This is a genomic window from Pseudomonas sp. S150, assembly GCF_004526365.1.
In the GTDB taxonomy this organism is placed as follows: Bacteria; Pseudomonadota; Gammaproteobacteria; order Pseudomonadales; family Pseudomonadaceae; genus Aquipseudomonas; species Aquipseudomonas putida_A.
This window is the reverse complement of sequence record NZ_CP038207.1, coordinates 4,599,319-4,619,846: the sequence shown is the minus strand read 5'-3', so window position 1 is coordinate 4,619,846 and position 20,528 is coordinate 4,599,319. Positions and strand designations below refer to the sequence as shown.

Annotated in this window: 21 protein-coding genes and 4 tRNA genes; 15 read left to right on the top strand and 10 right to left on the bottom strand. The window is 60.7% G+C overall.

The annotated features are described in order from the left end of the window. Nucleotides 1–117 precede the first annotated feature (117 nt). The 14 genes from accD to E3Z29_RS21225 all read left to right on the top strand — a co-directional run bounded on the left by accD (nucleotide 118) and on the right by E3Z29_RS21225 (nucleotide 13,924). On the top strand, nucleotides 118–1,038 hold the full coding sequence (gene accD / locus E3Z29_RS21290; RefSeq protein WP_027611535.1) for an acetyl-CoA carboxylase, carboxyltransferase subunit beta: 921 nt from the start codon (nucleotides 118–120) through the stop codon (nucleotides 1,036–1,038). Further along, a complete protein-coding gene (gene folC, locus E3Z29_RS21285; RefSeq protein WP_134786872.1) occupies nucleotides 1,035–2,342 on the top strand; it encodes a bifunctional tetrahydrofolate synthase/dihydrofolate synthase in 1,308 nt (435 codons plus the stop codon). Before accD ends, folC begins: the two co-directional genes overlap by 4 nt. Next, complete coding sequence (locus tag E3Z29_RS21280; protein ID WP_134786871.1) at nucleotides 2,326–2,979, top strand: SPOR domain-containing protein; 654 nt, start codon at nucleotides 2,326–2,328, stop codon at nucleotides 2,977–2,979. The genes folC and E3Z29_RS21280 overlap by 17 nt, the downstream gene beginning before the upstream one ends. A gap of 98 nt (nucleotides 2,980–3,077) precedes the next feature. Beyond that, complete coding sequence (locus E3Z29_RS21275) at nucleotides 3,078–3,638, top strand: CvpA family protein (RefSeq protein WP_007961197.1); 561 nt, start codon at nucleotides 3,078–3,080, stop codon at nucleotides 3,636–3,638. Nucleotides 3,639–3,679: 41 nt separating this feature from the next. After that, entirely contained in the window at nucleotides 3,680–5,185 is a 1,506-nt protein-coding gene (gene purF, locus E3Z29_RS21270; protein ID WP_003226416.1) for an amidophosphoribosyltransferase, read from the top strand. An 80-nt stretch (nucleotides 5,186–5,265) separates the two neighbouring features. Further along, on the top strand, nucleotides 5,266–6,477 hold the full coding sequence (locus tag E3Z29_RS21265) for an O-succinylhomoserine sulfhydrylase (protein ID WP_027611539.1): 1,212 nt from the start codon (nucleotides 5,266–5,268) through the stop codon (nucleotides 6,475–6,477). Next, complete coding sequence (locus E3Z29_RS21260; protein WP_134786870.1) at nucleotides 6,474–7,250, top strand: SDR family oxidoreductase; 777 nt, start codon at nucleotides 6,474–6,476, stop codon at nucleotides 7,248–7,250. The genes E3Z29_RS21265 and E3Z29_RS21260 overlap by 4 nt, the downstream gene beginning before the upstream one ends. Before the next feature lie 217 nt (nucleotides 7,251–7,467). Then, a tRNA-Val gene (locus E3Z29_RS21255) sits at nucleotides 7,468–7,543 on the top strand. Nucleotides 7,544–7,598: 55 nt separating this feature from the next. Continuing rightward, a tRNA-Asp gene (locus E3Z29_RS21250) sits at nucleotides 7,599–7,675 on the top strand. Nucleotides 7,676–7,769: 94 nt separating this feature from the next. After that, nucleotides 7,770–7,846 (top strand) — tRNA-Asp (locus E3Z29_RS21245). Nucleotides 7,847–8,349: 503 nt separating this feature from the next. Next, nucleotides 8,350–11,181 carry a xanthine dehydrogenase family protein molybdopterin-binding subunit gene (locus tag E3Z29_RS21240; RefSeq protein WP_134786869.1) on the top strand — a complete coding sequence of 944 codons (2,832 nt, stop codon included), beginning with the start codon at nucleotides 8,350–8,352 and terminating at the stop codon, nucleotides 11,179–11,181. Continuing rightward, nucleotides 11,174–11,713, top strand: a complete 540-nt coding sequence (locus E3Z29_RS21235; protein ID WP_134786868.1) for a (2Fe-2S)-binding protein — start codon at nucleotides 11,174–11,176, stop codon at nucleotides 11,711–11,713. Before E3Z29_RS21240 ends, E3Z29_RS21235 begins: the two co-directional genes overlap by 8 nt. A gap of 2 nt (nucleotides 11,714–11,715) precedes the next feature. Further along, nucleotides 11,716–12,951, top strand: a complete 1,236-nt coding sequence (locus tag E3Z29_RS21230) for a cytochrome c (protein WP_134786867.1) — start codon at nucleotides 11,716–11,718, stop codon at nucleotides 12,949–12,951. 1 nt (nucleotide 12,952) lies between these two features. Beyond that, the gene (locus tag E3Z29_RS21225; protein WP_134786866.1) at nucleotides 12,953–13,924 is read left to right on the top strand and encodes an XdhC family protein; all 972 of its coding nucleotides are present in this window, start codon (nucleotides 12,953–12,955) and stop codon (nucleotides 13,922–13,924) included. A 148-nt stretch (nucleotides 13,925–14,072) separates the two neighbouring features. Here the strand turns inward: E3Z29_RS21225 and E3Z29_RS21220 are convergent, their stop codons facing one another. Continuing rightward, nucleotides 14,073–15,356 carry an FAD-binding oxidoreductase gene (locus E3Z29_RS21220; protein ID WP_134786865.1) on the bottom strand — a complete coding sequence of 428 codons (1,284 nt, stop codon included), beginning with the start codon at nucleotides 15,354–15,356 and terminating at the stop codon, nucleotides 14,073–14,075. Between the two features lie 183 nt (nucleotides 15,357–15,539). Here E3Z29_RS21220 and E3Z29_RS21215 point away from each other — a divergent pair. After that, nucleotides 15,540–15,616: transfer RNA gene (locus E3Z29_RS21215), tRNA-Val, on the top strand. 113 nt (nucleotides 15,617–15,729) lie between these two features. Here the strand turns inward: E3Z29_RS21215 and E3Z29_RS21210 are convergent. The 9 genes from E3Z29_RS21210 to E3Z29_RS21170 form a co-directional block, all read right to left on the bottom strand. Beyond that, nucleotides 15,730–16,869 carry a tyrosine-type recombinase/integrase gene (locus E3Z29_RS21210; RefSeq protein WP_134786864.1) on the bottom strand — a complete coding sequence of 380 codons (1,140 nt, stop codon included), beginning with the start codon at nucleotides 16,867–16,869 and terminating at the stop codon, nucleotides 15,730–15,732. Continuing rightward, nucleotides 16,869–17,102, bottom strand: coding sequence for a hypothetical protein (locus E3Z29_RS21205; protein WP_134786863.1), 234 nt, complete (start codon nucleotides 17,100–17,102; stop codon nucleotides 16,869–16,871). The genes E3Z29_RS21210 and E3Z29_RS21205 overlap by 1 nt, the downstream gene beginning before the upstream one ends. Nucleotides 17,103–17,143: 41 nt before the next feature. Next, entirely contained in the window at nucleotides 17,144–17,617 is a 474-nt protein-coding gene (locus E3Z29_RS21200; protein WP_134786862.1) for a hypothetical protein, read from the bottom strand. 51 nt (nucleotides 17,618–17,668) lie between these two features. Continuing rightward, entirely contained in the window at nucleotides 17,669–17,977 is a 309-nt protein-coding gene (locus E3Z29_RS21195; RefSeq protein WP_134786861.1) for a hypothetical protein, read from the bottom strand. Between the two features lie 16 nt (nucleotides 17,978–17,993). Next, nucleotides 17,994–18,308: a hypothetical protein gene (locus E3Z29_RS21190; protein ID WP_134786860.1), complete on the bottom strand. Its 315-nt coding sequence runs from the start codon at nucleotides 18,306–18,308 to the stop codon at nucleotides 17,994–17,996. Beyond that, nucleotides 18,305–18,667 (bottom strand): hypothetical protein, encoded by a 363-nt coding sequence (locus E3Z29_RS21185; RefSeq protein WP_134786859.1) that lies wholly within the window; start codon nucleotides 18,665–18,667, stop codon nucleotides 18,305–18,307. Before E3Z29_RS21185 ends, E3Z29_RS21190 begins: the two co-directional genes overlap by 4 nt. A gap of 49 nt (nucleotides 18,668–18,716) precedes the next feature. Further along, nucleotides 18,717–19,091 carry a hypothetical protein gene (locus tag E3Z29_RS21180; protein WP_134786858.1) on the bottom strand — a complete coding sequence of 125 codons (375 nt, stop codon included), beginning with the start codon at nucleotides 19,089–19,091 and terminating at the stop codon, nucleotides 18,717–18,719. Nucleotides 19,092–19,164: 73 nt separating this feature from the next. Continuing rightward, entirely contained in the window at nucleotides 19,165–19,947 is a 783-nt protein-coding gene (locus E3Z29_RS21175) for a hypothetical protein (protein ID WP_134786857.1), read from the bottom strand. Nucleotides 19,948–20,023: 76 nt separating this feature from the next. Then, nucleotides 20,024–20,452, bottom strand: coding sequence for a hypothetical protein (locus E3Z29_RS21170; RefSeq protein ID WP_134786856.1), 429 nt, complete (start codon nucleotides 20,450–20,452; stop codon nucleotides 20,024–20,026). Nucleotides 20,453–20,528: the final 76 nt, after the last annotated feature.

Genomic DNA, 20,528 nt, shown 5'->3' with positions numbered 1-20,528 from the left:
GTTCCGCGCTGACCGCGGCGTTCCATCAATCATCGCCACACACATGAATTTAGCTGAAGGGCATACGCGGGGCTGCGAACCAGAGCGTTCGGGCCGCCGGTACTGGAGAAAGAAAGCATGAGCAACTGGTTGGTAGACAAACTGATCCCTTCGATCATGCGTTCGGAGGTCAAGAAGAGCTCGGTGCCTGAAGGTCTGTGGCACAAATGCCCGTCCTGCGAGGCTGTGCTGTATCGCCCTGAGCTGGAAAAGACCCTGGACGTTTGCCCCAAGTGCAACCACCACATGCGCATCGGCGCACGGGCGCGTATCGACATCTTCCTGGATGCCGAAGGCCGCAACGAGCTGGGTGCAGACCTGGAGCCGGTTGACCGTCTGAAATTCCGCGACGGCAAGAAGTACAAGGACCGTCTGGTCGCTGCACAGAAGCAGACCGGCGAAAAGGACGCGCTGATTTCCGTCAGCGGCACCCTGCTGGGTATGCCGGTGGTGGTGTCGGCGTTCGAATTCAGCTTCATGGGCGGTTCCATGGGCGCCATCGTCGGTGAGCGTTTCGTGCGCGCCGCCAACTACGCCCTGGAAAACCGTTGCCCGATGATCTGCTTCGCCGCCTCCGGTGGTGCGCGCATGCAGGAAGCGCTGATCTCGCTGATGCAGATGGCCAAGACGTCGGCCGTACTGGCGCGTCTGCGTGAAGAAGGCATTCCGTTCATCTCGGTGCTGACCGATCCGGTCTACGGCGGCGTTTCCGCCAGTCTGGCGATGCTCGGCGACGTGATCGTCGGTGAGCCAAAGGCACTGATCGGCTTCGCCGGTCCACGCGTGATCGAGCAGACCGTGCGTGAAAAACTGCCGGAAGGCTTCCAGCGCAGCGAGTTCCTGCTGGAGCATGGCGCGATCGATCTGATCATCGATCGTCGTGAACTGCGTCCACGCCTGGGCAATCTGCTGGCGCAACTGACCGGCCAGCCGACTCCGACCTACGTCGCCGCTCCTGTCGAGCCAATCGTCGTTCCACCGGTGCCTGCCAACGTATGACCGAGCGTACCCTTGGCGAGTGGCTCGCCTACCTTGAGCAGTTGCATCCATCGGCCATCGACATGGGGCTGGAGCGTTCGCAACAGGTAGCGTCCCGCATGGGACTGGGCCAGCCGGCGCCTCGGGTGATTACGGTCACCGGCACCAACGGCAAGGGTTCGACCTGCGCTTTCGTGGCTTCCTTGCTACGGGCGCAGGGCCTGAGCGTGGGTGTCTACAATTCTCCGCACCTGCTGCGTTACAACGAGCGGGTGCAGCTCAATGGCGTCGAAGCCACTGACACTCAGCTGTGCGAGGCCTTCGCTGCAGTCGAGGCCGGGCGTGGCGACACTTCCCTGACTTACTTCGAAATGGGCACCCTGGCGGCGTTCTGGTTGTTTCAACAGGCAAAACTTGACGCTGTGGTGCTGGAAGTCGGGCTGGGCGGGCGTCTGGACACGGTCAATGTGGTGGACGCCGATATCGCGCTGGTCACCAGCATTGGCGTCGATCATGCCGAATACCTGGGCAATACCCGCGAATCCGTGGCCTTCGAGAAGGCCGGGATTTTCCGTCAGGGCAAACCAGCCTTGTGCGGCGACCTGAATCCTCCGCAGCCGTTGCTCGACAAGGCGCGGGAGCTGGCATGTCCGTTTTTCCTGCGTGGGCGTGATTTCGACCTCGGCATCACAGACCAGCACTGGCAGTGGCGCGGTACCGATGCGCAAGGCCAGCCGGTCGAACTGCGCGACTTGCCGCTGCTCGATCTGCCGATGGAAAACGCAGCGCTGGCCTTGCAGGCGTATCTGCTGCTCGGTTTGCCGTGGAATCCGTCGCAAATTGTTGCTGCCTTGCAGGCCACTCGCGTGGTCGGCCGGCTGGATCGCCGCTCGTTCGAATTCGATGGCAAGCGCCTGAACCTGCTGCTGGACGTGGGGCATAACCCGCACGCGGCGGAGTATCTGGCGCGGCGCCTGGCCACTCGGCCGCCGGTAGGCAAGCGTCTGGCGGTGTTCGGCCTGTTGGCCGACAAGGATCTGGATGGTGTTGTCGGCGAATTGAATGCTAGTGTCCAGCATTGGGCGGTCGCGCCGCTGGATTCGCCGCGTTCGCGTCCGGTCAGTGAATTGCACGCCGGGTTGCAGAACCTTGGCGCGTCCGTCACGTCCTATGACAGTGTCGCGGCTGCGCTGGAAGGGCAGTGTGCGATCGCAACCAGCGACGACGAGATTCTGTTGTTCGGATCATTTTATTGTGTTGCCGAGGCCCTTGAATGGCTGGCCCGGCGCTCCACGGAGGAAGCGGCAAATGGCTTTGCTGGATAAAGCGTACAAGCAGCGCATGGTCGGTGCCCTGGTGCTGGTGGCGCTGGCGGTGATTTTCCTGCCGATGCTGTTTTCCCGCCAGGACGAGCAACGTCAAGTGACGGTCGAGGCGCCTGCCGCGCCGCAAGCCCCTTCGATGCCTCAGGTGCAAATGGAGTCGGTGGCCGTGCCTGAGCCGCAAGCTTCGCCACAAGAGCCGGTGCCAGCGGATGAAGAAGTCGCAGAAGACACTGCGCCTGCTGCACCAATCGCGGCAGCCCCGGCGCCGACGGCGCCCATAGCAATCGCCAAGCCGACTGCGCCGCCTGCGGTGGCCAAACCGATTCCGGCACCTGCTCAGCCTATTGCTGCTGCGTCGAAACCTGACACCACGCAAAGTCGCGTCGATGCCAACGGTCTGTCGGTCAGCTGGTCGGTGCAACTGGCCAGTCTGTCGAGTCGCGCCAGCGCCGAAAGCCTGCAGAAAACCCTGCGCAGTCAGGGCTACAACGCTTATATCCGTTCCGCCGACGGCAAGAACCGGGTGTTCGTGGGTCCGCTGATCGAGCGTGCCGAGGCCGATCGTCTGCGTGATCTGTTGAGTCGCCAGCAGAACCTGAAGGGGTTTGTCGTGCGCTTCCAGCCCGAGCGCGGCTAGGATCTATCGATTCGATTGAAATGCACTGAAAATCGCAGCTTACCGACAGCGGTGCGCTCTGCTAAAATGCGCCGCCTTATCCGTCTGTAGGCTGCACTGTGCCATTTACCCTGGTTGACTGGGCGATTGTTGCAATCATCGCCATCTCCGCTTTGATCAGTTTGAGCCGCGGCTTCGTCAAGGAAGCATTATCGCTGGTGACCTGGATCATCGCAGGAGCGGTTGCCTGGATGTTCGGTGGCTCACTGTCCGAGTACCTCGCCGGATACATCGAAACCCCATCGGCTCGCGTGATCGCGGGCTGTGCCATCATGTTTGTCGCCACGCTGATCGTGGGCGCAATGATCAATTATCTTATCGGCGAGTTGGTGCGCGTGACCGGATTGTCCGGCACCGATCGATTCCTGGGCATGGCCTTCGGCGCGGCGCGTGGCGTGTTGCTGGTGGTCGTGGCAGTCGGGCTGTTGAGCCTGGGGCCGGTACAGCAGGACGGGTGGTGGAAAGAATCACAGCTCGTGCCAAAGTTTCTATTGGTCGCCGACTGGTCCAAAAACCTGATTCTCGGGTGGAGCAGTCAGTGGCTTGCCAGCGGAATCAGCGTACCCGCTGATATTCCGTTCAAGGAGCAACTCTTGCCGTCGGCCAAAACGCCTCAGTGAGTGTTGTTCAGTTCAGATCCATTAAGTAGGGGTTGCGTCGCATGTGTGGCATCGTCGGTATCGTCGGTAAGTCGAACGTCAATCAGGCGCTGTATGACGCGCTAACCGTGCTCCAGCACCGCGGCCAGGACGCTGCCGGTATCGTGACCAGCCATGATGGCCGGTTGTTCTTGCGCAAGGACAATGGTCTGGTGCGTGACGTGTTTCAGCAGCGTCACATGCAGCGCCTGGTCGGCCACATGGGTATCGGTCACGTCCGTTACCCGACTGCCGGCAGCTCGACCTCGGCCGAAGCGCAGCCGTTTTACGTCAACTCGCCTTACGGCATCACCCTGGCGCACAACGGCAACCTGACCAACGTTGAACAGTTGGCCAAGGAGATCTACGAATCCGACCTGCGTCACGTCAACACCAGTTCCGACTCGGAAGTGCTGCTCAACGTGTTCGCTCATGAGCTGGCCCAGCGCGGCAAGCTGCAGCCGACCGAAGAAGACGTGTTTGCCGCCGTGACCGACGTGCATAACCGTTGCGTCGGCGGTTACGCGGTGGTGGCGATGATCACCGGTTACGGCATCGTCGGTTTCCGTGACCCGCACGGCATTCGTCCGATCGTGTTCGGTCAGCGTCACACCGACGAAGGCGTCGAGTACATGATCGCTTCCGAAAGCGTTTCCCTGGACGTGCTCGGTTTCACCCTGATTCGCGACCTGGCCCCGGGCGAAGCGGTGTACATCACTGAAGACGGCAAGCTGCACACCCGTCAGTGCGCGACCAACCCGTCCCTGACCCCGTGCATCTTCGAACACGTTTACCTGGCGCGTCCGGATTCGATCATCGACGGCGTGTCGGTGTACAAGGCGCGTCTGCGCATGGGCGAGAAACTCGCCGAGAAGATCCTGCGCGAGCGTCCAGAGCACGACATCGACGTGGTCATCCCGATTCCGGACACCAGCCGCACCGCCGCGCTGGAGCTGGCGAACCACCTGGGTGTGAAATTCCGCGAAGGCTTCGTCAAGAACCGCTACATCGGCCGGACCTTCATCATGCCGGGCCAGGCTGCCCGCAAGAAGTCGGTTCGTCAGAAGCTCAACGCGATCGAGCTGGAATTCCGCGGCAAGAACGTGATGCTGGTCGACGACTCGATCGTACGCGGCACCACCTGCAAGCAGATCATCCAGATGGCCCGCGAAGCCGGCGCGAAAAACGTCTACTTCTGCTCGGCGGCCCCGGCTGTACGCTTCCCGAACGTTTACGGCATCGACATGCCGAGCGCTCACGAACTGATCGCACACAATCGTTCGACTCAGGATGTGGCGGATCTGATCGGTGCAGACTGGCTGATCTATCAGGACCTGCCTGACTTGATCGAAGCAGTCGGTGGCGGCAAGATCAAGATCGAAAACTTCGATTGCGCGGTGTTCGACGGCAAGTACGTCACCGGCGACGTCGACGAGGCTTACCTGGACAAGATCGAGCAGGCACGCAACGATGCCTCCAAGGTCAAGACCCAGGCGGTCAGTGCGATCATCGATCTGTACAACAACTGAGTTTCTACCGGCCCTGAGGGGCCGGTTTTGTATCTGGCAAAAGACTTTCATTTATTCAGAACAGGGCAAGGAGTGACAGCATGAGTCAGGAATGGGATGCCGGTCGGCTGGACAGCGACCTCGAAGGCGTAGCGTTCGATACCCTGGCCGTACGTGCCGGTCAGCACCGTACGCCGGAAGGCGAACACGGTGATCCGATGTTCTTCACCTCCAGCTATGTGTTCCGCACCGCCGCCGATGCGGCTGCGCGGTTTGCCGGAGAAGTGCCGGGCAACGTTTACTCGCGCTACACCAACCCGACCGTGCGCGCGTTCGAAGAGCGTATCGCTGCGCTGGAAGGCGCTGAGCAAGCGGTCGCCACCGCCACGGGCATGGCCGCGATCATGGCGGTGGTGATGAGCCTGTGCAGTGCCGGCGATCACGTGCTGGTGTCGCGCAGCGTGTTCGGTTCGACCATCAGCCTGTTCGAGAAGTACTTCAAGCGTTTCGGCGTGCAAGTTGACTACGTGCCGCTGGCCGATCTCTCGGCTTGGGATGCGGCGATCAAGCCGAACACCAAGCTGCTGTTCGTCGAGTCGCCGTCCAATCCGTTGGCAGAGCTGGTGGATATCACCGCGCTGGCGGAAATCGCTCACGCCAAAGGCGCGATGCTGGTGGTCGACAACTGCTTCTGCACGCCTGCCTTGCAGCAGCCGCTGAAACTCGGTGCGGACATCGTCGTGCACTCGGCGACCAAGTTCATCGACGGTCAGGGCCGTTGCATGGGCGGTGTGGTGGCTGGTCGCAGCGAGCAGATGAAAGAAGTTGTCGGTTTCCTGCGCACCGCCGGGCCGACACTGAGCCCGTTCAACGCGTGGATCTTCCTCAAGGGCCTGGAAACCCTGAATCTGCGGATGAAGGCGCACTGCGCCAACGCCCAGCAACTGGCCGAATGGCTGGAGCAGCAGGACGGTATCGAGAAAGTCCATTACGCCGGTCTCAAGAGTCATCCGCAGCACGAACTGGCCCAGCGTCAACAGAAGGGCTTCGGTGCGGTGGTGAGTTTCGAGGTCAAGGGCGGCAAAGAGGGCGCGTGGCGCTTTATCGATGCCACCCGGTTGATCTCGATCACCGCCAACCTTGGTGACAGCAAAACCACCATCACTCATCCGAGCACCACCTCCCATGGCCGTCTGGCGCCACAGGAGCGTGAAGCAGCAGGGATTCGTGACAGCCTGATCCGCATCGCGGTCGGTCTGGAAGACGTGGCGGACCTGCAGGCTGATCTGTCGCGCGGTCTGGCGGCGTTGTGATCGAGTTGTCTACTCCGAAGGCGGGCACCCATGGCCGCGTGGCGCTGGTTACCGGTGCTGCGCGCGGCATCGGTTTGGGTATCGCGGCCTGGTTGATCAGCGAAGGCTGGCAAGTGGTGCTGACCGATCTTGATCGGGTGCGCGGCTCGAAAGTGGCGAAGGTACTGGGCGAGAATGCCTGGTTCATCGCCATGGACGTGGCGGATGAAAGTCAGGTCGCGCTCGGCGTTGCCGAGGTGCTCGGCCAATTTGGTCGTCTCGATGCGCTGGTGTGCAATACGGCAGTCGCTGACCCGCACAACATCACCCTGGAAAGTCTTGATCTGGCGTACTGGAATCGAGTGCTGGCGGTAAACCTCAGTGGGCCGATGCTGCTGGCCAAGCACTGTGCGCCGTATCTGCGCGCGCACAACGGCTCGATCGTCAATCTGGCCTCGACCCGTGCGCGGCAGTCGGAGGCTGATTCCGAGGCGTATGCGGCGAGCAAGGGCGGGTTGTTGGCGCTGACCCATGCGTTGGCGATCAGTCTCGGGCCGGAAATTCGCGTCAATGCGGTCAGCCCTGGCTGGATTGATGCTCGGGATCCTTCTGCGCGGCGAGCAGAGCCTTTGGCCGATGCCGATCATGCTCAGCATCCGGCGGGCAGGGTAGGGACGGTCGAGGATGTGGCGGCGATGGTCGCGTGGCTGTTGTCGCGCAATGCCGGGTTTGTCACCGGGCAGGAATTCGTCGTGGATGGTGGCATGACCAAGAAGATGATTTACACCGAGTAGATCGCGTTCTTCTCCTGAATTTGCGTCAAATGGGCTGCCGCCTTCGCGAGCAAGCTCGCTCCCACATTTGGAATGCAATCCCCCTGTGGGAGCGAGCTTGCTCGCGAAGGCAGTCTTGCAGGATGGAAACAATTTCGTCTTTTTCAGAAAAACTTCAATCCTGCTATTGACTTAGGTTCGCTACCTGCGTAAATTTCGCGGCCTCGGAGATGCAAACGGGTGATTAGCTCAGCTGGGAGAGCGTCTGCCTTACAAGCAGAATGTCGGCGGTTCGATCCCGTCATCACCCACCACTCCCCGAGAAACTTGCGAAAGCAAGAGGTAGGCTGAAAGTGCCTCCACCGACGCGCAGCGGTAGTTCAGTCGGTTAGAATACCGGCCTGTCACGCCGGGGGTCGCGGGTTCGAGTCCCGTCCGCTGCGCCATATTTTACGAGTCAGACATTGTCTGGTTCGCGATTGCAAAGCACCGAAGCTTTCAATCAAAACGAGTTACTTGAGCGCAAGCTCAAAGCGATACGCAGCGGTAGTTCAGTCGGTTAGAATACCGGCCTGTCACGCCGGGGGTCGCGGGTTCGAGTCCCGTCCGCTGCGCCATATCTGTTTCAAGGACCACTGAACGCCTTGAAACACCGAAAGCAACCGTTGGTTGTTTCGGAATCGATAGCAAAGACCCTGGTCGAAAGACCGGGGTTTTTTGTGTCTGAAATTTGGTATTTCCTTCCTTAGGCTCGTGCCTCCACCCTGAATCCAACACAAATCCCCCTGTGGGAGCGGGCTTGCTCGCGAAAGCGGTGTATCAGTTGAAAATGGTCTGCCTGACACCACGCCTTCGCGAGCAAGCCCGCTCCCACAGGGGGGGGGGGGGCGGTGTGCCCGGCGATCTGCTGCGGTGCCACGTCGCATTGATTTTTTGATTCTTTAGTCAAATTTTTGTAACTGGTTGTTTGCCGGACGCTCAGAAACCTTTAAAGTTAACCTTTCGGTCAGCTTTGCACTGTCAACACGCCCTTTGTTTCGCCAAGAAGGGCTTCTGCAAGACTCGAGATTCCCAGTAGATAACCAGAAGGGCGGACACATAACCGCCCAGAGGATGATCCATGTCCAATCGTGATATATCCCGGCGCTCGTTCCTCCAGGGCGGGCTGGTGGCGGGTGTGAGCGTCACGCTCACGCCGCTCAGCAGTCAGGCGCTGGCTGCCTTGATGGAAAACAGCGTCACCGTGCCGTCCGAGAAGTGGCTCGGCAACAACGGCAAGGCACGCCAACGTAACGACGCCCTGTCCAAGGTCTGCGGCAGCAAAGTGTTTGCCCGCGACATTCGTTCCAAGGACATGCCGGGCTGGCCTGAGCAGCAAGGCCACGCCATGCTGCTGAAAACCATCAAGGCTGACCGAATCTACGAAGGCTACGACCTGTCGTGGCTGGGCGCCGACTTGCAACCTGACCGCATTGTCACAGCGGCCGATCTGGACAAGGACGGCATCGTCTTCCCTGAAGAACACGCGCCAGACCCATTGCTGCCGGAAGGCAAAGTGCCGATGTTCATCGGCCACCCGGTGGCGATCCTGATCTGGAACGATTTCGAGCGTTTCCGTCAGGCCAAGAACAAACTCAAATTCAATGACAAGGCGATTCGTTACGGTGCACAAGTGCCGTACTACGAAGGCGACCCCTATGGCAGCTTCCGCTACGTGCGTGTGGGCGGCCCGACCTCGGCCGACGAAGACGAGTTCGCCAGCCTCAAGGACTCGATCCTGTTCCCGATGCTGAAGAACCGTCGCCCGGTATGGAATTCCCAGCCGAACCTGCACGGCAACCTGACCGAGCGCGGCCTGTTCTACGCCGATCGCATGAAGCAGCAGATCGACACGCCGCCGGACAACTGGCTGGTGTTTGACGAGCGCTACAAGACTCCGTCGATCGAACCGGCCGCCATGGAGCCGGACAACGGCAACGGCTGGTACGACCCGAAAACCAAGACCCTGCACTTCGTGGTCGCCACTCAGTGCCCGCTGGAAGCGGCGACCGAGACCGCGAAAATGATCGCGCCATCGCGCTTCGGCCTGGCAAACCTGAACATGCACCCAGGTTACACCGTGGGCTACGGTTCCAAAGACCACAACATCTTCGTCTACTACGCGGCCCTCGCTGCGCTGTACGGCGCCGGTGTGCCGATCCGTCTGGCGAATGACCGCTACGAGCAGTTCCAGAGCGGCATCAAGCGCCACCCGTTCGACATCCGCTACCAGCTCGCAGTGGACAAGAATGACTACAGCTTCAAGATTTTCCGTGCCGAGATGAGCGTCGACGGTGGCGGTCGCATCAACTACAGCCCGTCGGTAGCGGCAGTCGGTGCCACGGCAGCGCAGTCGATCTATTACATGCCGCAGAACGATCTGCAGGTCACCGCTTATCACTCGCGTGGTGTTGAAGCGGGTTCGATGCGCGGTTACGGCACCCTGCAAAGCATGGCCTCGACCGAAATGATGGTCGACGAAATCGCCAACCGCCTCGGCGTTGACGCGATTGATCTGCGTCGCAAGAACGCCTTGCGTTCGGGCATGAAAAACACCCAGGGCGCGATTCCGGCCGGTGCCCTGCGCCTGCACGAGATTCTCGACAAGGCCTCGGTGCACGAAGTCTGGAAAAACCGCGACGCGATCAAGAAACAGCGCGAAGCTGCCGACCCGGACAACTGGTACGGCGTGGGTTTTGCCATTTGCCAGAAAGACTTCGGCACTGGCTCCGAAGCGCCGATGGCCAGCATCGAATTCACTGCTGAAGGTCGCATCACTCTGCGTCACATCGGTATTGAAATCGGCACTGGCATGTCCACTTCGCAGGCGCTGGTGGTGGCCGATTTCCTTGGCAGCCCGGCGCACGACGTGAAGACCGGCGAAACCGAATGGAAGGAAATGCAGCTGATCACCAGCGGCAACCCTTACATCATGAGCCAGGCCGAACAGGACAACCTGCTGCGCAACCCGCGCTGGGTTGGCAAGCTGGCCTCGGCGTCGTCCGCGACCAACTCGGCCTACTACTTCAGTCACGCCACCCGTGAAGCGGCGCGCGTGCTGTTCAACAACGGTTTGTGGCCGGCGGCCATGGAAATCTGGCGTCAGGGCCCTTACGGCGGTCAAGCCAACCCTTACGTGGTGCGTCGTGAAGATGCGCATTGGGTCGATGGCAAGCTCACTGCCAATGGCATGCAGCCATTGAGCTTCGAAGAGCTGGCCAAACGCGCTCACGAACGTGGTCTGGTCACCGGCGCCACCGTTCACGCGTTCAACCGCTGGAGCTGGGCCGAGGCCGAATACAGCATCGACGGCGTGCGCGAGCGTCTGCCGCTCGACGGTCTCGCAGTGAAGTACGGTGATGGCGCGCCGAAGGCGAAGAAAGCGTTGATGAGCACGGCGGGTTTCCACCTGCTGGATCGCCAGAACATCAACTACCCGGTGGTCCAGTTGAACAACGCGGCGGTTACTTACTACAGCCCGGTGGCCACGTTGGTCGAGCTGAAGGTCAATAAAGGCTCGGCGGAAGTCGAGGTGCTCAACCACCATTCGTGGGTCGAGTGCGGTCGGGTGCTGGTCGAAGAACTGGTCAAGGGCCAGCTCGAAGGCGGGATCGCCATGGGCATCGGTCATGCATTGATGGAAGAGATGCCGCTGTACGAAGGCGGACCGGGGGAGGGTGACTGGAACTTCAACCGTTATCGCCTGCCGATGGCCCGTCACGTGGCGGTGTGGAAGCAGACTGCGGAGATTCTGCCGCCGCTGTCGCCAAGCGATCCGTCCAAAGGCATCGCCGAAGTGGTGATGATCCCGGTGGTCGGTGCCATCGGTAACGCCGTGGCGCACGCCATCGGTAAACGTGTTCGCGATCTGCCAATCACTGCTGCGCGCATCAAGGAGGCCCTCAATGGCTAACCGTCCGCTTCAACTGACCCTCAATGGTCAATCCGTCGGCCCGGTGGACATCCCTGATGACCTGCCGATGATCGACTATCTGCACGAATACAAGAACCTCACCGGCTCGCGCCTGGGCTGCGGCCAGGGCATTTGCCACGCCTGCGTGGTGATCGTCGACAACCCGGACGGCACCAGTGAAGAAGTGCGCACCTGCATCACCGGCGCGCATTACTTCGAAGGCAAGAAAGTCCGCACCATCGAAAGTCACGCCAAGCGTGATGAGAGTGGCCAGGTCACTGAGCTGAACCCGGTCCAGCAGCGTTTCGTCGACGAATTCGCCTTCCAGTGCAGCTACTGCGCGCCGGGCTTCGTCAACGCCGCGACGGTGCTGGTGGAGAAGCTGCAGCGCCAGCCGATCGTCAAAAGCCAACTGGAAAAAGTCATCGAGGACAGCCTCGGCCACCACATCTGCCGTTGCACCGGGTACGTGCGTTACTACAACGCCACGCGCAACGTGCTGACCGATCTCGGCCTGGTCAAGGAGGGTTGAGCATGAAGCATCTATTGACCCGCCTGACCCTGGCGGTCGGGCTGGCTGCGCCGGTGTTGTTTGCTCACGCTGATGATCAGGTCAAGCGCGGCGAATACCTCGCCCGCGCCGCCGACTGCATGGCGTGCCACACCGCGCCGGGCGGCGCGCCGTTTGCCGGCGGGCTGCCGATCGTTTCGCCGTTCGGCACGATCTACGGCACCAACATCACCCCGAGCAAAGCGCACGGCATCGGCCTGTACAGCGATGACGAATTCTTCGCTGCGCTGACCGAAGGCAAGCGTCGCGACGGCGCCAATCTGTATCCGGCGATGCCGTACACTTCGTATCACCTGGTGCCGCGGGAAGACTCGGATGCGATTCACGCGTACCTGAAAACCATCGAGCCGATCGAGCGCGCAGCGCCGGTCACCAGCCTGAGCTTTCCGTTCAACGTGCGTCCGGGCCTGATCGGCTGGAACATGCTGTATGGCAAGGCCTTGAAGCTGGAGTCTGGCGAAGGCAAAAGCGCAGCCTGGAAGCGCGGCCAGTACATGGTCGAAGTGCTCGGTCACTGCGGCGAATGCCACACGCCACGCGGCCTGCCGGGCGCGATGCAATTGGACAAGCGCCTGACCGGCGGCATCCTCAACGGTTATCTGGCACCGAGCCTGCTCGCCACCGATCTGGCGGCGCGCGGCTGGAATCAGCAGGACCTGAGCACGTTCCTCAAGCACGGCATGAGCGCCCAAGGCACGATGTTCAACGAGATGTTCCCGGTGTTCCACAACAGCACCCAGGGCCTGAACGATCAGGATCTGGCGGCGATGGCGACGTTCCTGCTTGGCGACAAGCCGCCAGCGGCAAAAGAGCTGACTGAAGTGTCGCTGGACAAGCTCAGCCCGAGCGCCCAGCGCGGCCGTCAGGAATATTTGAACGTCTGCGCCGGTTGTCATGCCGCCGGTGGTGAAGGCAAACCGCACATCGCCGTGGCCATGCGCGGCAATACCACGCTGCGCCTGGAAGATCCGCGCAACCTGGTGCGGGTGATCGAGGACGGTATCGGTGAGCAGAAATTCGCTGGATTCGAACACATGCAACCGATGCCGGGTTTCGCCGACAAGCTCAAACCTGAGCAACTGACTGATCTGCTGAACTACCTGCGTCAAGGCTGGGGCGGTCAATCGGCTGAACTGGCGGTGAGCGACGTGCAGAAACTGCAGGCTGACGCTCCGGCCGTCGAGCACAAGGCGCACTGACATGCAGCATCTCGATCTACAGGTTGTGCGGCGGGCACTGGAGTGGTCGGTAGCGGGGCAGCGCATTTGGCTCTGCACCGTGCTGACCACTTACGGCTCGGCGCCGCGTGCACCGGGTTCGCTGCTGGCGGTGAACGATAGAGGCCAGTGGATCGGCTCGCTGTCCGGTGGCTGTGTTGAGGAAGACTTTCTCGAGCGCGTCGCTGAAGGTGCGTTTCTCGATGCGGTCAACGTGGTGCGTTACGGCGAAGGTGATGATCCGCGCTCGCGGGTCAGCCTGCCCTGTGGCGGCATTCTCGACGTACTGGTAGAGAAATTTGACGCCGACTGCGAGGTGCAGGCGCATCTGCGTGAACTCGAATCGGCATTGCTCGGCCAGCGCCGTTTGATTCGCGAGGTCGATCTGGCCAGCGGTGCGCGCAGTCTGTTCACTGATCGCGAGCAGGGTGCGCGCATCGAGCGCGAGATTGATCGGGTGCGGATTCGCGTCGGTGCCGCCCAGCGCTTGCTGCTGGCGGGTTACTCCAGCGTGGCGCAGGCCTGTGCCGAGTTCGCGGTGGGTCTGGGTTTCGAAGTGATTCTCTGCGATCCACGTGATGAAGTGCTCGAAGGCGTGGTGCTGAATGGCGTGGAGATTCGTCGGCAACTGCCTTCGGTGTTCATCGCCGATGGCGGCTGTCATCGCGATACCGCGGTGGTGGCGCTGACCCATGATCCGCGCATCGACGATCTGGCGATGATGGAAGCGGTGCGCACCGAGGCGTTTTACATTGGCGTCATGGGCTCGCAGCAGACTTCGCAGAAACGCTTCGAGCGCCTGCGCAGGATTGGTGGGCTGGGGGAGGTCGAGCTGGCGCGGATTCATGCGCCGATCGGCCTGAACCTGGGCAGCAAAACACCGGCGGAGATCGCTTTGGCGGTGCTGGCGGATATCTTGCGGATTCGTAGCGGAATTGCCCGAGACCAGCTCTGATCTGAATTCTGCAAATATTTGTGGCGAGGGAGCTTGCTCCCGCTGGACTGCGCAGCAGGCCTTCTTTTTTGGATAAAAGAGGGGCTGCTTCGCGACCCGGTGGGAGCAAGCTCCCTCGCCACAGTTGTTTGCCAGTCAAGAAAACTGATCAGAAGCCCAGCTTGTCACGCAACCCGTAATACCACGCACCCAATGCCGCAAACGGCGTGCGCAGCAACTGCCCGCCGGGGAACGGGTAATGCGGCAGATCGGCAAACGCATCAAAACGCTCGGCCTGACCGCGCAACGCCTCGGCCAGTACCTTGCCGGCTAGATGCGTGTACGTCACGCCGTGGCCGCTGCAGCCTTGCGAATAGTAGATGTTGTCGCCCAGGCGCCCAACCTGCGGCAGGCGCGACAGGGTCAGCAGGAAATTGCCCGTCCACGCGTAGTCGATCTTCACGTCCTTCAGTTGCGGGAACGCCTTGAGCATTTTCGGGCGGATGATCGCTTCGATGTTCGCCGGATCCCGCGCACCGTAAACCACGCCGCCGCCGAAGATCAGACGCTTGTCGCCGGTCAGTCGGTAGTAGTCGAGCAGATAGTTGCAGTCTTCGACGCAGTAATCCTGTGGCAGAAGAGATTTCGCCAGCTCATCGCCCAGCGGTTCGGTGGTGATTACCTGGGTGCCGCACGGCATCGATTTCGCCGCCAGTTCCGGTACCAGATTGCCGAGATAGGCGTTGCCGGCAACGATGATGAACTTGGCCCTGACCTTGCCTTGCGGCGTGTGCACTACCGGGTTGGCACCACGCTCGATGCGCACGGCTGGCGATTGCTCATAGATGGTGCCGCCGAGGGACTCGACCGCAGCAGCTTCACCGAGCGCCAGGTTCAGCGGATGAATGTGGCCGCCGCTCATGTCGAGCATGCCGCCGACGTATTGATCGCACGCCACTACTTCGCGAATGCGGCGCTGATCGAGCAGTTCCAGTTGCGTGTGGCCAAAGCGCTCCCACAGGCGCTTCTGCGACTCCAGGTGACCCATCTGCTTGGCGGAGAGGGCGGCGAACACGCCGCCGTCCTTCAGGTCGCACTGGATGTTGTACTTGGCCACGCGCTCCCGAATGATCCGTCCGCCTTCGAAGGCCATCTGCCCGAGCAGTTGCGCCTGCTTCGGGCCAACGGTGCGCTCGATGACGTCGATGTCACGGCTATAGCTGTTGACGATCTGCCCGCCATTACGCCCCGATGCACCGAAGCCGACCTTGGCTGCTTCCAGCACCGTCACGCGAAAACCGTTCTCCAACAGAAACAACGCCGAGGACAGCCCGGTATACCCGGCGCCGATCACACAGACATCCGTCTCCACATCATCCTGCAAGGCCGGACGTGGCGGTACGGCATTGGCCGACGCAGCGTAATAAGACTCTGGGTAAGGGGTGTTCGCCATCCTGCGCCTCTGTTTAATATATTTTACGAGTGCGTCGATCCTACCCGAGTTGAAAAACCTCCGCCAGCCACCGGAAAAATCTTCTCTACTGGCCCGAAATTAAATATTTTGCATATTCATAGGGTTAGGTGAAAAAAAGGTGTTGACACCCCTCCGGAATTCCGTAGAATGCCGCCTCACAGCAGGCACGTAGCTCAGTTGGTTAGAGCACCACCTTGACATGGTGGGGGTCGTTGGTTCGAGTCCAATCGCGCCTACCAAACAAAATCCGCTCTGCTGGGCGGTCTAGAAGGGCTCACCGAAAGGTGGGCCCTTTTTTTGTTGCCTGTCGTTTGGGCAAACTTTGGGAATACTTTGGGCAAACGACCACCGCTTACACCTGCAGGTCGGCGCTCACCCGCATGTACACCACGGCGTCATCACCGTGGCCCGCCTGGTAGTGCTCAGTCATTTTGACGTCCGCGTGACCCATCAACCCTTGGATGTATTCCTGCGGGAAACCCTGCTGCTCATAAAGCCACGCACCCAGTGCCCGAATCTCGTGAAAGGTTGGTCTCTCACCGGCTGGCATGTCCTTGTAGGCCTCAGAATCATCACGCGCCTGGGCGAATGACTTCGTCAGGTAATCGGGTGTCACGGCGTTCCAGTGCAGCTTGGCATCCAGTTGCGACCGCTTGCGGGCCTTCGGCGAGTAGTGGATCAGGTACGGGCACACAACCGGCGATCGCATGCACTCGGCAACGACCTCGCGCAAGTCCGGCCCCATGGCAATCTCCAAGTGCACCGGCTTCCCATAATTCTGCGTCTTCCCGGGCGACACCTTGATAGTGTTCTGCTCGAGGTCAACGTCCGACTTCGGCCACATCACGATATCCTCCCGCCGCTGAAGACTCAGCAAACCCAGCCGAATCGCGCGCTTCAGCCAGATCGGCGTCCCCACGTAATTCAAAATCGTATTCAGTCCCTCGACAGTATGGCGCTGGCGCTTTTTCTCTGCCTCTTTCTTGACCAGTGTCAGCTCGGCCGAGTTGCGCTCGCACAAGCCCTTGGCCACGGCGAAGGCGAATATCTGGACAAGCAGCCCGCGATGCTTGGTGTAGGCGTTGTTCTCGAAGCCGTCCAGGTATTCAGCCACGGTCAGCACGTCCAGTTGTCCCATCATCAAATCGCCTAGGTCTTCCCGGTATCGGGCCAACTTGAATTTGATTTCCTTCAGCGTCCGCTCGGCATAGTTCCGAGTGCCCAGCCATTCATCTTCGAATCGCTCAAGGCAGCGGCTGAACTTCGGCGCCGCTTCGCCGGTGAGCATTGCCAGCAGCGCGCCATCGTCGGCCAGCAGGGGCAGCAACTTCGCGTTGGCGGCGTTGGCCAGCTTGATGGCCTCTGCCATCGGCTTGTTGATGCTGGTCTTCTTGCCGGTGATCGGGTTCTTGTACTGCCAATATTTCCCGTTCGGGTAAAGGTTGGCCGGCAGATCCCTGTTCTTGATTGTCCTGGCGCGCGGCGGAGCCATCAGCCCACCTCCATCATCTTGGCGAGCAGGGGATCATTCGACCCCAGCACCACCGCCTGCAGGTCCACGAAATACATCCCGCCTTTTACCTCTCCCACAACTTCGCCTTCCTCAATCCATTTTTTCAATTGTTGCAGACTCGGCTTTCCGCCGGCGTACCGCAGCTTTCTGTATTCGCCTGCCTCCATGAGGCGCGGCAGCCTGGCCGTAATGTGGGCAATGACTTTTGCCATGGTGATGCTCCGCGCCGCCGGCGGCGGCAGAAGGTTGTGGTTTAGCGAGATTGTTGGGCGAGAAGTTCGGCGGCGGTTTTCAAAGCATTTCCCGCTCTCGCGGCTGACACTTCCCCACCGGTGAGCGCCTTGCTCAGACAGTCAGTGACCAGCTCAAGGGCCGAAATCAGCGCCCCGGTGTTTGCTGCTGACTCGCGGCCCATATCCCAGAACAGCTGCGCCCAATGCCCCGCTGGAGGTGGGCAACGGTCTTGCGCGCCGAAGGCCAGCGTTCCGACGATCGAATCACGCAGGTCACGCTTGTAGGCGTTATCGCCGTCGATGCTCAGGCCGCGCCGGCGCAGGGTGGAAACCACCTCGTTCAGGTCGAGCCCTTTGTCCTGAAGCACGATGTCGAGTTCTGGTTTATCAGGGGTGTAGATGGCCAGGCAGAGCTTGGCGCCGGCCGGCAAGGCGGCGCTGATCTTCTCCAGCGCATCGCTCGCTGTTTCGTGGAAGCGGTTCAGTGCGGACATACGAATTCCTCGCCCGCCGTACACCGGCAGGCTGTTGAGTAGGGGGAGGGGTTACCAGCGGTCGAAGAAGTTTCCGCCGCGTCGGGTGTAGGGGATTGATACCAGTTGCTTGGCGGCGTATCCGGCTTGGCGCAGGCTGACTTCCTTGTGGTCGGAGTAACCAACGTGGCAGACCTCGTCGCCGCCTGCGCTGCTCAGGACAATCATTGCCGCCAGTGGCTCGCGTTCGATTTCGTCGCCTTCAATGTGCGCCGCCATCGCGCGGAACCAGTCGGCCAGCTTCTTCCGCTCTGCCTGGTTTTGCAGAACCTTTCGGTTGTGCAGCCGGTTGCTGGCCGGGAATTCGAAGATCTCAGCCATGGATGTTCCTCCGTTGTTACTGGATGAGTGCGGCGGGGACCTTGACCGTTGCACCACGCTTGGCGAAAACCACGGCACGGAACACGGCGATGGACCGGGTTTCGCCGGACTGACGGTTGAATGGATCCCGGGCCGTATCGGCCAGCCAGGGTGACGGGTGGCCACGCTCGACCCAGACGCCGTACTTCGTGATCAGTTGCTCGGCGTCGGGCAGGGCGAATAGATCCAGCTGGCCCGCGACGGGCTGCTGGTCACCCTCGATCGCATTGATTACCCAGTCCAGCGCCGGGCCGGCCAGTTCCTCGGTGCGGACGCTGACCATCTGCTTCATCGCGGGCGACCCTTGGTCCGCTCGGCCAGCTCACAATCGACCGCCAGTTTCAGCAGGTTTCGCGTGGTTGGTCTGAAGCTTCCCGTGTCTGGATATCCCTCGGATTGGTGGCCGTCTGGGTGCGCTTCGAATGGCCCATGCCAACTCCAATTCATTTTCCAGTCTGCCCAAACTGTGTAGGTGTCCATGCCTTCACCCCAGTAGTCGGTGCCACCGCCAACACTCCGACAGTGCCTGACGTTTGATCGCTGGTCGTATGCCAGTTCGGACAATTCATCGTCGCGCCATGCCTTTCCATACAGCGCGGGGTGGAGCTGAACCAGGCGCTGGCTGAGTTTTTTCTCGATTCGAGCTTTCATCGCCACGGCCCCTTGTAGATGAGGTAGGCCATGTAGAGCGGGGCGAAGATCATAGTAGGTGCGCTCCTGCTTCGAGTAGGCCGTCGCGATCTTCGCGCAGGTTGTCGCGCTCAGCCTTGAGCTGGTCGCGCTCCCTGATCAAAGCCTTGATGGCTGTTGAGATATTTCGGTGACCGAGCGTGATGGTGATGGCTTGCGCTTCGTCGAACAGCCTGACCTTTTGGTCTCGATCGTCCGCCGCCCGCGCCGCCAGTTCCTTTTCCCGAATTTTCAGGCAGCGCTTGCAGGTGACGTGACACCAGTCATTGGTGAGCTGGTCGTCGGCCATGTAGCCATCGGTGCCGCAGTAAACGTGATCGGGCGGATCCTGATCGGCTTCGGTGCCGCCGTCCCACGGGTAAAGGTGAATCGCTTGTTTGCTCATCCGATCACCGCCTTTATGGTCAGGGCCAATGGAAGCCAGAAGAAGAGGGTGCAGCCGAGTAGGCACTTGGTGATCATGGCGATAGCTCCAGTTCGGCTGGCGCTGTAGCGGCCAAAGTTTCGACGGCCAAGGCGTACACGTCCGGGTGCTGCTTATCGAAAGCCGGCATGTGTTCAGTTTCGATCCATGTGCCGCGAACGGTGCCCTTGGCCAGCCACGCTGGCTTGCTCCCGGGCGCCTGAGTCCACGCGGTGACGCCGATACCGTGGCTGGCGATCTGTTTGGCGGTGATGAAGCCTTGGCGGCGCATTTGGGCCAGAACCTTCAGCGCCGACTCTTTCCACGGTGTCAGTCGCACCGGTGCCGGCACGCCGGCGGGCAAGTTCGTTACCAGCACTGGAACCTGGCAGCGTTCGGGCGGGTTCCAGTCGAACATGTACCAGTCATAAAACGGTTGGTGATTGCTGACCTCTAGCAGCGAATGATCGAGGCTGAAGGTGAAAAAATCACCGTGGCGCGTCCAACTCGACCTCGGTACGAGGACCCTCACGCCGAGGTGTTCCAGCATCTTCACGATTCCTTTGCTGGCGTCGGTGATTTTGCTCACGATCACCAGCCGGTAATCCGGTCCTGCACGCCCGTAAAGCTCGTCGCCGCGACACGGCAGGATCTGGTCAGCCACCTTGGCGTTCAGCTGCATCTTGGCCTCGACGCCGATCTGCCGGCCGTCTTCGTGCACGACCAGCACGTCGAAGCCAGCAGCCTCGGGGTAGCACGTCCATCCGGGCATTTCGTTGAACTCCTGGATGAACAGCGCGCAGAGGTCAGCCTCCTTTTCGATTTTCTCGATAGGCATGTCTCGTCCTTGCCGCTATAGCGGCTGACTTTGAAGGGGGAGGGAGTAAAACTGTGGTAGGAGTACGGATGTACTCCTATGCGGCCGGAGCTGCCGCTTTCAACTCGGCGGACGCGTTTCGGCGCCAGTTTTGCGGATCTTTCAGGTAGTGGCCGAGCATCCAGTGGATCGTTACAGCCTGTTCGTCCTCGGCCTTCTTTGCGATCTCATGCCCCATCAAGCGCAGTGCCTGGGCTGTGTGGATGTGCTGGAAACACATTTGCCCAAGGATCCACCGAAGCTCATCAGTGAGCGGCGGCGATGCGAGCTCATCAATCCTCTGATCCGCTGCGTTCAGGCGCTGCTGCAGGGCGTCACGCTCGTCTCGGTACCGCTGGCCCTCCGCATGCTTGCCTTGGGCTGAATCACCGTTGATTTGCACATAGCGCTTTTGGCGAGCCACTTCTTCCTGCAACTCGCTGATCAGTTCCTGCGCCTGGTCGACTATCTTCTGCGCTTCGTGCACATCGATCCAGTTGCCATAGCCTGGTCTTCGAATTTTTGCACCGAGTTTCCGGAGGGCGAAAGCAGGAAGGCGTAGC

Bases quoted from the DNA above. Each gene is read 5' to 3' on its own strand.
- folC (WP_134786872.1), top strand. From the start codon at position 1,035: ATGACCGAGCGTACCCTTGGCGAGTGGCTCGCCTACCTTGAGCAGTTG.
- E3Z29_RS21220 (WP_134786865.1), bottom strand. From the start codon at position 15,356: ATGGCGAACACCCCTTACCCAGAGTCTTATTACGCTGCGTCGGCCAAT.
- E3Z29_RS21185 (WP_134786859.1), bottom strand. From the start codon at position 18,667: ATGAAAGCTCGAATCGAGAAAAAACTCAGCCAGCGCCTGGTTCAGCTC.
- E3Z29_RS21225 (WP_134786866.1), top strand. From the start codon at position 12,953: ATGCAGCATCTCGATCTACAGGTTGTGCGGCGGGCACTGGAGTGGTCG.
- E3Z29_RS21195 (WP_134786861.1), bottom strand. From the start codon at position 17,977: ATGGCTGAGATCTTCGAATTCCCGGCCAGCAACCGGCTGCACAACCGA.
- E3Z29_RS21280 (WP_134786871.1), top strand. From the start codon at position 2,326: ATGGCTTTGCTGGATAAAGCGTACAAGCAGCGCATGGTCGGTGCCCTG.
- E3Z29_RS21240 (WP_134786869.1), top strand. From the start codon at position 8,350: ATGTCCAATCGTGATATATCCCGGCGCTCGTTCCTCCAGGGCGGGCTG.
- E3Z29_RS21180 (WP_134786858.1), bottom strand. From the start codon at position 19,091: ATGAGCAAACAAGCGATTCACCTTTACCCGTGGGACGGCGGCACCGAA.
- E3Z29_RS21235 (WP_134786868.1), top strand. From the start codon at position 11,174: ATGGCTAACCGTCCGCTTCAACTGACCCTCAATGGTCAATCCGTCGGC.
- E3Z29_RS21210 (WP_134786864.1), bottom strand. From the start codon at position 16,869: ATGGCTCCGCCGCGCGCCAGGACAATCAAGAACAGGGATCTGCCGGCC.
- E3Z29_RS21190 (WP_134786860.1), bottom strand. From the start codon at position 18,308: ATGAAGCAGATGGTCAGCGTCCGCACCGAGGAACTGGCCGGCCCGGCG.
- E3Z29_RS21265 (WP_027611539.1), top strand. From the start codon at position 5,266: ATGAGTCAGGAATGGGATGCCGGTCGGCTGGACAGCGACCTCGAAGGC.
- E3Z29_RS21230 (WP_134786867.1), top strand. From the start codon at position 11,716: ATGAAGCATCTATTGACCCGCCTGACCCTGGCGGTCGGGCTGGCTGCG.
- accD (WP_027611535.1), top strand. From the start codon at position 118: ATGAGCAACTGGTTGGTAGACAAACTGATCCCTTCGATCATGCGTTCG.
- E3Z29_RS21175 (WP_134786857.1), bottom strand. From the start codon at position 19,947: ATGCCTATCGAGAAAATCGAAAAGGAGGCTGACCTCTGCGCGCTGTTC.
- E3Z29_RS21205 (WP_134786863.1), bottom strand. From the start codon at position 17,102: ATGGCAAAAGTCATTGCCCACATTACGGCCAGGCTGCCGCGCCTCATG.
- E3Z29_RS21200 (WP_134786862.1), bottom strand. From the start codon at position 17,617: ATGTCCGCACTGAACCGCTTCCACGAAACAGCGAGCGATGCGCTGGAG.
- purF (WP_003226416.1), top strand. From the start codon at position 3,680: ATGTGTGGCATCGTCGGTATCGTCGGTAAGTCGAACGTCAATCAGGCG.